Source organism: Rhodoluna limnophila, from assembly GCF_005845365.1.
In the GTDB taxonomy this organism is placed as follows: Bacteria; Actinomycetota; Actinomycetes; order Actinomycetales; family Microbacteriaceae; genus Rhodoluna; species Rhodoluna limnophila.
Genome location: NZ_CP040509.1, coordinates 1,326,584 through 1,338,659, shown reverse-complemented (window position 1 = coordinate 1,338,659; position 12,076 = coordinate 1,326,584). Strand labels below are relative to the sequence as shown.

Sequence of the window (12,076 nt, the reverse complement as noted above, 5' to 3'; positions counted from 1 at the left end):
GATAAACTTAGATGTACGCCATTGCGTACCACTCCAGATACAAAGCAAGGGGTATGCATGCCTGCGGTAGTAATTATTGGTGCACAGTGGGGCGATGAAGGTAAGGGCAAGGCCACCGACCTTCTGGCAGAGCACATCGACTACGTAGTCAAGTTCAACGGCGGTAACAACGCGGGTCACACCGTAGTTATCGGCAACGAAAAGTACGCACTGCACCTTTTGCCATCTGGCATCTTGACCCCGGGCGTTATCCCAGTGATTTCAAACGGCGTGGTCATTGACCTCTCAGTTCTGTTCCAAGAGATCGAGGCGCTAAACGCCCGCGGAATCGACACCTCAAAGCTTCGCGTTTCAGCAAACGCACACATCATTACCCCTTACAACGTGACCGTCGACAAGGTATCTGAGCGTTTCTTGGGTAAGCGCGCCATCGGTACCACCGGTCGTGGCATTGGCCCTACCTATGCCGACAAAATCAACCGCGTGGGCATCCGTGTTCAAGACCTATTTGACGAGAGCATTTTGCGCCAGAAGGTTGAGGCCGCGCTGGTCCTAAAAAACAACCTGTTGAGCAAGGTTTACAACCGCGCAGCTATCCGTGTTGATGAGGTTGTTGCTGAGCTGCTGTCATACGCAGAGCGGGTGCGCCCAATGGTGGCCGACACCGCGCTAGAGCTTTACAACGCAATCGATGAAGGCAAGACCGTTCTGTTTGAGGGCGGCCAGGCAACCATGCTTGACGTTGACCACGGAACCTACCCGTTCGTCACCTCATCAAATTCAACTGCCGGCGGTGCCTCAACCGGTTCAGGCGTTGGCCCAGCTGAGTTCAAGACTGTGATCGGAATCGTAAAGGCCTACACCACCCGCGTTGGTGCCGGCCCATTCCCTACCGAATTGTTCGACGAGTCTGGCGAGTTCTTGCGCGCCACCGGCTTTGAGTTTGGTACCACCACCGGGCGCCCACGCCGCTGTGGTTGGTATGACGCACCGATTGCTCGCTACTCAGCGCGCATCAATGGCGTCACCGACTACGTTGTTACCAAGCTAGATGTGCTAACCGGTTTGAAAGAGATTCCGGTTTGTGTTGCCTACGAGGTTGATGGCAAGCGCGTTGACGAGATGCCGGTTTCACAGACCGACTTCCACCACGCCAAGCCGATTTACGAGAACTTCCCTGGCTGGGATGAAGACATCACCGGATGCCGCACTTTCGAAGACCTACCAAAGAATGCACAGGACTACATCTTGATGCTTGAGAAGATCAGCGGTGCGCGTATCTCGGCCATCGGTGTTGGCCCTCACCGCGATGCCATCATCGTGCGTCACAACATGCTTGAGGCCAAGTAACCGTTTTTTGAATTACAAAAAAATGACCCGGAGAAGAATCTCCGGGTCATTTTTTACACTGGCTGCCTACTAGCAAAAGCTCAGCGGTTAAACCCTAACCTTTTTCTATTTCGGGCACATTACTTAGCTTTGTATCTCTGACTCCAGGCCACGCTGGTCAAAATACCAAACGCGGCTATCCAGGTAATCGGTGATACCGGCTGCTGCAGAATCAGAATCGCAAGCACCATGGTGACAATTGGCTGCAGCAACTGAAGCTGGGCGCCCTTAACCAACCCGATGATGTGCAGGCCCTGGTTGAGCATGAAGTTGCCAATCGATAGTGAGAACCAACTGACATAGAGGAAGCCCAGAATTGCTGTCCAGGTTGGCCATTCGGTGATCGGGTTGATGCTCCAGTTGATCACCGCAATCGGCAACTGAATCGGAATCGAAATGATTACTGCCCAGCTCAACACGGTGAATGACGAATACTTAGCCACCAGGGTTGAACCTGATATGTGACCCATCGATGCCAGCAAGACGGCAAAAGCCATTGCCAGATAACCCCAGTAGGTGCCGCCACCAAAATCGGTGCCGCCTTTAAAGTAGGCCAAAGACATAGCCGAGATTGCGCCCAGTGCCGCGGCCGCCCAGAACATGGGCCTTGGCCGCTTGTGGCCAATGAACACAGCAACGATACCGGTGACCATCGGTGTTACAGCCCCGATAACCCCGGCGTCTGCCGCCGGAATCGACTGCAGGGCCAGCGTTGAAAGCAATGGGAAGCCAATGATGATGCCGATTGAAGACCCCAGAATCAGCGGGTATGCCTCGCGCGGTGGCAGCAGCGGTTGCTTCATGAGTTTGAGGGCAATCACAGCCAAGATGCCGGCCGGCACAACGCGGCCAATGCTCATGGTGATTGGGTCAAAGCTCTCAGACCCAAGAGTTACGGCAATAAAAGTGAAGCCAAAGCCGGTGACAGCAATAAGTGAGAGCAGGTAGCCGCGGAACAGCTCTGGTTGGGTCTTCATTCGGTTAAATCTAATGCCCCCACCGCGAGGGGTGAGGGCATTAGATGAGGTGCGGGTTTGATTAGCCACGAACAGTGTTGATCTCGTGGGTTAGGGCCTCAAGTTCTGCACCGCCGGCCATTGCCTTGGTCAGTTCTTCAAGCTCTACGTTTGCGCGCTCAAAGCGGTTCAACATGCGGCCACGGTTTAGAAGGTAGAAGCGGTCACCAACCAAGAACGCGTGGTGAGGGTTGTGGGTAATGAAAACCACAGAAACTCCACGGTCCTTTGCTGCCAGAACATACTTCAGAACGATTCCAGACTGGCGAACACCAAGTGCTGAGGTTGGCTCATCGAGGATGAGAACCTTGGCACCAAAGTAAACCGAGCGAGCGATAGCAACAGACTGACGCTCACCACCCGAAAGGGTTCCGATTGGCTGGTTTACGTCTCGAAGGTCGATGCCCATTGCGAGCAGTTCCTTTTTGGTGATCTCTTTCATCTGCTTTACGTCAAGCCACTTGAACGGGCCGAAACCCTTGCGGATCTCGTTGCCTAAGAAGAAGTTACGCCAGACGGTCATCAGTGGAATGGTTGCGAGGTCTTGGAACACGGTTGCAATACCCATGGCCAATGCGTCGCGCGGTGAAGAAAGCTCAACCGGCTGACCCTCGAATAGGAATTCACCCTTGCTTGGCTTGTGAACACCGCTCAGGGTTTTGATCAGGGTTGACTTACCGGCACCGTTGTCACCGAGGATGCAGGTAACCTGCCCCTTAGCAACCTCTACAGAGATGTTCTGAAGAGCAATGACGCTGCCGAAAGACTTTTCAACGTTTTTTAGTTCTAGTGCGTTGGTCATTTTTTGCCGCCTTTTGCTTTACGTCCGATGTAGGTGTTGATCATTACAGCTGTGAACAAAATCACACCAAGGAAGGTTGAGGTCCAGTCAGAGTCCCAACGTGAGAATGGAATACCGATGTAGGCCATACCCATGATGAGTGCACCGAGTGAAGCACCGATTGCGCTACCAGCACCACCGGTAAGAAGGGTGCCACCAACTGCTGCAGCGATGATGTAGTAGAACTCCTGGCCAACACCCTGACCTGCCTGCATGCCCTTTAGTCGAAGCACAAACATAATGCCGACTAGAGCTGCAGAAAGAGCGGTGTAAACAAACAGGATGATCTTGGTCTTGTCGACTGGCACACCCGCGTTGCGAGCTGCGTTGGCATCTCCACCAACCGCGAAGATCCAGTTACCGAAGCGGGTGCGGGTCAACACGAAGGTTGCGATTACTGTGATGGCAATCCACCAGACGATTGAGATCTGGAACCCAGGCTCACCAATCTTCGAAGCAAAGATTGCCTCAGCTACTTCAAAGCCTTCAGCTTTATCGGTGCCGGTTACACGGACTGATCCGGTAACTGACTTGGTGAACGCCATGTTCGCACCTTTGAGAACAAAGAACGTTGCCAGGGTCACGATAAATGAAGGCAGCTTGGTTTTGACTACAACGTAGCCATTGATGAAACCAACGGTTCCAGCAAAAAGCAGTGCAATCACGATGGAGGTCCAGATGTCTAGACCAACTTCGGTGACCAACATACCGATGAGTAGACCGGTGGTTCCAACCAGTACACCGGTTGAAAGGTCAAACTCGCCGGCAATCATCAGTAGTGCTACTGCGATGGCCACGATTCCGATTGGGGCTGCGATGTCTGTCCAGCCAGAAATACCGCTCAGGTTGGCAAAGTTGCCAGTGGTGTCGGTGGCTGCAAACATTACGAAAATTGCGACTGCACCTAGGAAGGCTCCGAATTCGGGGCGGCGCAGAATTTTGGTGAGGAGTGAGGCGCTTCTTACGCGCTCATCCACTGCTGACGACTTTGTCATGTGATACCTAACTTGGTTATTTGAAACTATGGGTGTTGCCAGTCAGAAAGCGATGGTGGGCTAGGAGAACCTAACCCACCATCGTTAGTACTGAACTTAACTGTTATGGATTAGCGAGTACCTGCGGCTACTAGTTCTTTGACTAGAGCTACGTTGTCTGCAGTTACGAAGCCAGGGCCGGTGTAAACAGGAAGGCCACCGCCAAGCTCGTGTCCGTTAGTTAGGTTTAGGAACAATAGAACTACTGACTGGTAGCCCTGTGCGTACTGCTGCTGGTCAATTGCAAACTCCATGGTGCCAGCTGCAATTGCGTCTAGTGCCTCAGGAGACATGTCAACGGTACCGATCTTCAAGGTAACGCCAGCTGCTTCTGCTGCAGGTAGAACAGCCTTAGCTGCGATGTCTGCGTTCAAAGCAAATACTGCATCGATGGTTGGGTCAGCGGTTAGAGCTGCCTGTAGCTTTGCAGATGCTGCGGTTAGGTCAGCAAGACCACCGTCAAGGTTGAAGTTCTCAGCCTTTCCGTTGAAGGTTTCTGCAAGACCTGCACAACGCTCCTCAAGACCAACGTTTCCAGCTTCCTGGATTGGGCAAAGAACGTGCTTTACGCCTAGCTCGTTGAACTTAAGGCCAGCCTCGCGACCAGCGATGATTTCATCCTGACCAACGTGGGTGAATGCGCCTAGGTCCTTGAATACTGCTGAACCTGAGTTCATGGTTACAGTCGGGATGCCTGCTGCATCGGCAGCCAACATAGCTGACTTGATTGCCTCTGGGTCTGGTGCTGAAGCTGCGATACCGTCGCAACCTGCTGCTACACCGGCTTCAATAGTCGAAGCCTGCTTTGCTGCATCGTTGGTTGAGCCCTGGTAGTCAAGCTCGACGCCTAGGTCAGCTGCTGCTGCCTCGGCACCCTTTTGTGCTACTGACCAGAAGGTACCGCCGTCACCGTGGGTGTAAACACAGATCTTGATGTCGCTGTTTGCGCCAGCTTCTGGGGTTTCTGCGGCAGGAGCTGAACAACCAGCTAGTGCCAATGCGGTCAGAGCCGCACCTGCAGCGATTGCTGCAAATTTCTTCTTGAACATTGTTGCCTCTCGTCATTGATGAGTTACTTGTTTAGATGTGCAGCCGCTAACAAAGGGAACGCGGCCACGACTTTTTCAGTATGTCAATACATTTCAAATTATTTGGACCGTTCCACAAATTCGTTATTGAACCGAAATCTTAAACATGTTCGGTGGTACTGTTTTTTTGTCCACGTGGACATGTCCAAAATCAGGAGAATCGTGTCTGTTACCAAGCGCCCAACCATTCGTGACGTAGCCGCCGAAGCCGGTGTATCGAAGTCCTTGGTCTCGTTGGTATTTGCCGGTGAGACCGGGGTGAGTCAAGAGCGCCGCGATAAGGTTTTGGCGGCTGCCAAAAAGTTGGGCTTTACTCCAAACCTCTGGGCACGCTCACTGTCATCGGGGTCAGCAAACTTTGTGGCCATGATTGTGGCCGACCTGCACAACCCACTTTTCACAGAGATTGCCGACTTCACGCGCCAGGCTCTACTCGAAAAGGGCATCAACACTGTCATGGCCGCAGCGGTTATCAGTGAGCGCAATGGCAAGAAGGTGCTGGAGGCATCGACAGTAAATTCAGTTCTTGATCTTCGTCCGCGCAGCATCATGTTGGTCGGAGGCTTGCCAGACTACAAGGCTCTCAAGTCGGTCCCCGCAAATGTTCCAGTGGTCATGACCACAGGTATTGCAACCCAACTGCCGCGCGCAATAACTGTGCGCAGCGATGACCGAGAAGGCATGCGTTTGGTGGTCAAGCACCTAATGGGCCTAGGTCACAAGAAGATTTCTTACATCGGTGCCTATGACGAAGTGGTTTCGGTGAGTCGTCACGCTGCCTACGAGAAAGCCATGGTTGACGCTGGCTTGGCTGACCAAATCTTCTTCGAACAGTGTGACCGCACAGAAGCCGGTGGTTATGCCGCAGCCAAATTGGTATTGAGCAAGCCAGATAAGCCAACCGCGATTATCGCCTTCAACGACATCATTGCCATCGGAGCACAAGAGGCAATTGACCAGGAGATTGAAGCGGGCGGCATTAAAGTTGCGCTAACCGGTTACGACAACGTCTACATCTCTGCACTCAGCAAGGTTTCTCTGACTTCAATCGAGCCTGAAAAAGAAGCGATTGCTCACAAAGCTGCTGAACTGCTGGCGGATAACGAACTTGCTGATGCGCACAAGGGACAAGAGTTTTTGCTATTGCCAAAACTGGTTGCCCGTGAGTCAACGCTGACCGCTCGAAATAACTAATTTCCTCCAATGATTTGACATGAACTTAGTTTGCCGGTAAAAATTGGACCGTTCCAAAATATTGGAGCTTTTGCATCGAAAAAAGGTAGAAATCGCAATGGAGCGTAAGAACCTAATTATTGGTGGGCGCGATGTGCCCTCAAAGTCAGGCGCATTCGAAGAGGTTAGGTCCCCCTTCGACAATCGCGTCGTTGCCGAAGTTGCCACCGCTGACCTAAACGATGTGAATCTTGCTCTAGACGCAGCCGTTTCTGGATTCGAAGTTTGGCGCCGCACACCTGCCCATGAACGATTTGCCATCATGCTCAAGGCAGCAGCCCTCGCCGACGAGCGCCAAGAGACTATGGCTCAAATTATCAGTGCAGAAAATGGCAAAAGCCTCATCGAGGCTCGCGGTGAAGCCAGCCGTTCCGGTGAGATTATTCGCTTGGCTGCCTATGAGGGATCTCAGCTTTACGGCGAAACTCTGCCTCTGGACGCAAATAAGGGCACTGGCTTTGACAAGGTTGGATTCACAATCAAGCAGCCGGTAGGTGTTGTCGTTGCAATCACCCCATTCAACTACCCAGCGCTTTTGGTGCTGCACAAACTCGCTCCGGCGCTGGCTGCTGGCAACTCGGTAGTGCTTAAGCCAGCAAGGGCAACCCCGCTAACTGCAATCGCGTTGGCTCAATGCTTTATCGATGCAGGGTTACCAGAGGGAGTTCTGTCAGTACTGACTGGCTCAGGAGGCCTTCTTGGCGATGCACTAGTTTCTGACGCACGTGTTCGCAAGGTGTCGTTCACCGGTTCAACCAAGACCGGCGAGCACATCTCACGAACCGCCGGTGTCAAGAAACTCTCGCTAGAGCTAGGAGCATCGGGGCCGGTTGTGGTTCTGAAGGACGCCGACATTGAATACGCGGCTAACGCGATTTCTTTGGGCGGGTACATCAATGCTGGGCAGGTGTGCATCTCAGCACAGAGAATCATCGTCGAAGAATCCATCATGGGAGACTTTTTGGCAGCACTTCAGCCAAAGGTTGAGGCCATCAAAGTTGGCGACCCACTGGCAGCCGACACCAAGGTGGGAACACTGATTTCAAAGGCTGAGGCTGACCGAGTCTCAGCCGCGATAAGCCAGGCAGTCAAAGACGGAGCCAAATTGCTTACCGGAGGTGAACAAGACGGCACAGTGATTCAGCCGGCAATTGTGACCAACGTTGATCCTTACTCTGCTTTTGCTCAGGATGAACTTTTTGGCCCGGCCGTGGCAGTGAGTTCAGCTCGAGACATCAATCACGCTATTCAGTTAGCAAACAGCACAATCTATGGCCTTGGCGCCGGGGTCTTTACCCACAACATGAACTCTGCAATTCAGGCCATGCGCGAGATTGAGTCCGGCGTTGTGCACATCAACTGGACTCAACTGTGGCGGGCAGACCTAATGCCTTATGGCGGAGTCAAGTCCAGCGGAATTGGAAAAGAAGGCCTGCGTTCAGCAATTGCCGAAATGACCGAAGTGAAAACCGTGATCATGCACGGCCAAGCGTGGAACTAGAAGAGGAAAGCAACAAAATGGTTGATCCAAACTACGGAGAAACAATCCGCCTTTCAGTTGCACAGGCGGTTGTAAAGTACATCGCGGCTCAGTATTCAGTAACCGATGGTGTTCGCAAGCGTTTTGTTCCGGCAGCGATGGGCATTTTTGGCCACGGAAACGTGGCCGGCCTCGGTCAGGCCCTCGACCAGCTGAGTGATGAGCTTCCATTTGTTCAGGGCCGCAACGAGCAGGCGCTTGGTCACGCCGCAACAGCTTTTGCCAAGCAGACCCGCCGCACTCAGGTGATTGCTGTTACCGCATCGATTGGTCCGGGTGCCCTCAACCTTGTGACTGCAGCAGGTACCGCGACAGTTAATCGGATTCCTCTTTTGCTACTGCCTGGCGACACCTATGCAACTCGCCGCCAAGGCCCAGTGCTGCAGCAGCTAGAAAACCCAACCGCACCAGATCTAACTGTGAACGACGCTTTCCGCCCGGTTTCGCGATTCTTTGACCGAATCAACCGACCAGAGCAGTTGCTTTATTCATTGCCAAAGGCATTCCGTGTTTTGGCAAACCCGGTTGAAACCGGTGCAGTAGTAATTTCTTTGCCACAGGATGTCCAGTCGCACGCATTTGATTTTCCGAAGAGTTTCTTTGAGCCGCACGACTGGAAGATTCGCCGCCCAGAGCCAAGCCTTGACGAAGTTGCAGAAGTTGCTGCAGCCATCAAGCAGTCCAAGAACCCACTGATTATTGCCGGTGGAGGAGTCATCTACTCAAACGCAACCGCAGAACTTGAGGCTCTTGCCGATGCAACCGGTATTCCAGTAACCGAGACTTTTGGTGGCAAGGGTGCCGTCCAAAAGAAGGCTGACTGGGCGGCCTGGGGAATTGGTCTTGAGGGTTCACCTGAAACCAACAAGTTGGCCAACAAAGCGGATCTAATCATTCACGTTGGTACTCGCTTGACAGACTTTGCCACTGCATCGCAGTCAATTTTCAAGAACCCAGATGTCAAGTTCGTGTCAATCAACGTCTCCGAATTTGACGGCATCAAGCAGGGTGCAACCACGATCGTGGCCGACGCAAAGCTTGCCCTCGCAGCGCTAACCAAGGCGGTTTCTGGTTATAAAGTGCCTGCAGAATGGACTCAAGAAGTTGTTGAGAAGAACGCGGTTTGGGTAAAGGCCCGCAACGCAGCTCTTGATGTCAACTACACCTTCGACAAGTCAACCCTTGACCCGGCATTCTCTGAAGACACCGATGCGACCATGACCCAGGGTCAGTTGCTTGGCGTGCTGCAGAACCACAGCCGCTCGGGTGACGTAATCATCGCCGGTGCGGGTGGTCCTCCTGGAGACGTGCAGAAAGTCTGGGATGCAACTGAAGGCCGCTTTGCGCACCTTGAGTTTGGTTTCTCTTGCATGGGTTACGAGTTGCCAGCGGCCATCGGTGTTCGCCTAGCAAACCCAAACCCAGCAAACCGCGTCACCACCTTCATTGGTGACGGAACCTGGACTATGGCACCAACTGAATTGGTGACCGCGGCTCAGGAGCGTTTGCCACTGACCATCGTGGTTTCTGAAAACCACGGCTACCAAGTGATTCGCCGCCTACAGATGTGGCGAGTGGGCAACAGCTTCGGCAACGAGTTCCGTTACCGTCAGGATGGCCCGGTAGTTACCGAGTCTGCTCAAAATGGCGGAAAGGCTCCTCGTCTTGAGGGCGACTACCTGTTCCTAGACATCGTGAAGATGGCTGAGGGTATGGGTGCCAAGGCATTCCGCCCAACCACCACTGCCGAATTCGCCAAGGTGCTTGATGACACCCGCGAGGAATCAGGCCCAGTTGTGATTGTGGTGCCAACCATTCCTCACGCTAACCTCCCTGCTTCTGAAGTTTGGTGGGACGTCGCGCCAGCCGAGGTACACGAGAACTCACCTTGGATTCAGGCAACCGCAGATGACTACAACGCCGGTCTCAAGACTCAGAGATTCCACTACTAATGGCATCTCCACTGAGCCGCGGCGGCTTCTTAGAAACCCTTAAGCAGGGTCAACTAACCGTTGGCACCTTCTTGGGATTGGCCTCACCTTTGGCCGCAGAGGTTGCAGCAGTGAACGGCGTTGACTGGGTTCTTCTAGACCTCGAGCACGGCGGTGGCGGCGAAGAGCAGGTCTCGCCAACTGTGGTTGCCTCTGGTGGCTACGGCGTACCGACATTGGTTCGCGTGGAATCGGCGGAGCGCATTCGCATCGGACGCGCCCTTGATGCCGGTGTTGCAGGCGTGATGGTGCCTCGGGTTGACTCGGTTGCTCAGGTTCAAGAGGCTGTGAAGCACATGAGTTACCCGCCGAATGGTGACCGCGGTGTTGCAACATATAATCGCGCTGTTGCCTGGGGTAGAGACATCGATGCGCTTCAGCCACAGAGCAAGGCCGCATGCATCATTCAGATTGAAACATTGAGTTCGCTAGCCCAAGTTGAGCAGATCGCGGCAATTTCTGGAGTGGATGCCCTATTCGTGGGGCCGCTGGATTTGAGCTTTGCACTTGGTGTTCCGCGAGACTTCAAGAACCCAATTTTTCAAGACGCACTGAGCAAGGTGCTTGCTGCCGCCGCGGCCCACGGAAAAGTCGCGGGTATTTTGGCGTCCGACACGAGCATCGCACGCACCTATGTAGAGATGGGTTTTAGATTTATTGCCATTGGTTCAGATTCAACACTGATGGCAAAAGCAATTTCAGACGCAGTAACCGAAATCAGAAAGTAGAACATGTCAAATACACCTCGCACCGTTGGCGTTGGCCTAATCAGTGTTGGCTGGATGGGTAAAGTACACAGCCGTGCCTACCAGTCAGTGCCGGTTGTCTACCCAGAACTTGGCATTAAGCCACGACTAATCATTGCTGCCGACACCGCGCAGGATCGTGTTGACTACGCTGTGAATGTTTTGGGTTACGAGCAGGGCACTCTGGATTACCACGATGTTCTGAATCACCCAGATGTAGAAGTCGTATCTATCTGTGCACCAAATTTCTTGCACGCTGAGATCGGTATTGCAGCAGCAAAGGCTGGCAAGGCATTCTGGATTGAAAAGCCAGTTGGCCGCGGTGCCGAAGAGACCGAGGCCGTTGAAGCTGCTGCGAACGAAGCTGGTGTGGTTTCAACCATCGGTTTCAACTATCGCAATGCACCAGCCGTTGAGCACGCCAAGAAGATCATCGCTGAGGGCCAACTTGGCCGCATTACAAACCTTCGCGGAACCTTCTTTGCCGACTACTCATCAGAGCCAAACGGCGCACTGTCATGGAGATTTGTTCGCAAGCTAGCCGGTAGCGGCGTGCTGGGTGACCTGATGGGTCACCTTGCTGACCTAATGCACTACGTGGTTGGCCCAATTGCCGAGGTTTCGGCATTCACCAAGACTGTTTACACTGAGCGACCAATTCAGCAGATGGGTGTGGGTACCCACTTTGACGTTATCGAAGGTGGCGAGAAGGGCCCGGTAGAGAACGAAGACTATGGAGGCATGCTGGTTCGGTTTGCTGATGACGCAGTTGCAGCCGGTGCTCTTGGCACTCTAGAGGCATCTCGTGTTGCCGTTGGCCCACGCGCCAGCTACAACTTTGAAATTTATGGCACCGAGGGCTCATTGAAGTGGGACTTTGAGCGCATGAACGAGCTTCAGGTTGCTATTGGACGCCGCGGCGACCACCTTGGTTACCAGCGCGTAATGGTTGCGCCTGGTTTTGGCGACTTCGCAAACTTCCAGCCTGGTGCCGGCACCGGCATGGGCTACGACGACCTAAAGACCATCGAGGCACGCAAGTTCCTTGAGTCTTACATCGGTGGCAAGTCATTGAACTCAAACATTCACGATGCCGTTGCATCAGCCCGTGTGATCTCAGCTGCAGAAAAATCAGCCGAATCAAAGCAGTGGGTAACCGTTGAGCCTGTTGCAGGCACCACCTCAGCAAAGAAGTAAT

Annotated in this window: 10 protein-coding genes; 6 read left to right on the top strand and 4 right to left on the bottom strand. The window is 53.3% G+C overall.

Features of this window, described 5'->3' with window-relative positions:
• The first annotated feature begins 57 nt into the window (after window positions 1-57).
• Window positions 58-1,350 carry an adenylosuccinate synthase gene (locus FFA38_RS06530; RefSeq protein ID WP_138275946.1) on the top strand — a complete coding sequence of 431 codons (1,293 nt, stop codon included), beginning with the start codon at window positions 58-60 and terminating at the stop codon, window positions 1,348-1,350.
• 119 nt (window positions 1,351-1,469) lie between these two features.
• On the opposite strand, the gene FFA38_RS06525 is transcribed toward FFA38_RS06530, so the two are convergent.
• From FFA38_RS06525 to FFA38_RS06510, 4 genes are all read right to left on the bottom strand, one after another.
• Complete coding sequence (locus tag FFA38_RS06525) at window positions 1,470-2,366, bottom strand: DMT family transporter (protein WP_138315936.1); 897 nt, start codon at window positions 2,364-2,366, stop codon at window positions 1,470-1,472.
• Between the two features lie 61 nt (window positions 2,367-2,427).
• On the bottom strand, window positions 2,428-3,207 hold the full coding sequence (locus FFA38_RS06520; protein ID WP_138315935.1) for an ATP-binding cassette domain-containing protein: 780 nt from the start codon (window positions 3,205-3,207) through the stop codon (window positions 2,428-2,430).
• Entirely contained in the window at window positions 3,204-4,241 is a 1,038-nt protein-coding gene (locus FFA38_RS06515; RefSeq protein WP_138275943.1) for an ABC transporter permease, read from the bottom strand. The genes FFA38_RS06520 and FFA38_RS06515 overlap by 4 nt, the downstream gene beginning before the upstream one ends.
• A gap of 110 nt (window positions 4,242-4,351) precedes the next feature.
• Entirely contained in the window at window positions 4,352-5,329 is a 978-nt protein-coding gene (locus FFA38_RS06510; RefSeq protein WP_138275942.1) for a substrate-binding domain-containing protein, read from the bottom strand.
• A 201-nt stretch (window positions 5,330-5,530) separates the two neighbouring features.
• Between FFA38_RS06510 and FFA38_RS06505 the strand changes: the two genes are divergently transcribed.
• From FFA38_RS06505 to FFA38_RS06485, 5 genes are all read left to right on the top strand, one after another.
• On the top strand, window positions 5,531-6,562 hold the full coding sequence (locus FFA38_RS06505; RefSeq protein WP_172956029.1) for a LacI family DNA-binding transcriptional regulator: 1,032 nt from the start codon (window positions 5,531-5,533) through the stop codon (window positions 6,560-6,562).
• A 97-nt stretch (window positions 6,563-6,659) separates the two neighbouring features.
• Window positions 6,660-8,102: an aldehyde dehydrogenase family protein gene (locus FFA38_RS06500; protein ID WP_138315933.1), complete on the top strand. Its 1,443-nt coding sequence runs from the start codon at window positions 6,660-6,662 to the stop codon at window positions 8,100-8,102.
• A 17-nt stretch (window positions 8,103-8,119) separates the two neighbouring features.
• Entirely contained in the window at window positions 8,120-10,093 is a 1,974-nt protein-coding gene (gene iolD / locus FFA38_RS06495; RefSeq protein ID WP_138315932.1) for a 3D-(3,5/4)-trihydroxycyclohexane-1,2-dione acylhydrolase (decyclizing), read from the top strand.
• The gene (locus FFA38_RS06490; protein WP_138275938.1) at window positions 10,093-10,860 is read left to right on the top strand and encodes an HpcH/HpaI aldolase family protein; all 768 of its coding nucleotides are present in this window, start codon (window positions 10,093-10,095) and stop codon (window positions 10,858-10,860) included. Before iolD ends, FFA38_RS06490 begins: the two co-directional genes overlap by 1 nt.
• Window positions 10,861-10,863: 3 nt before the next feature.
• Window positions 10,864-12,075, top strand: a complete 1,212-nt coding sequence (locus FFA38_RS06485; RefSeq protein WP_138275937.1) for a Gfo/Idh/MocA family protein — start codon at window positions 10,864-10,866, stop codon at window positions 12,073-12,075.
• The last annotated feature ends 1 nt before the right edge of the window (window position 12,076 follow it).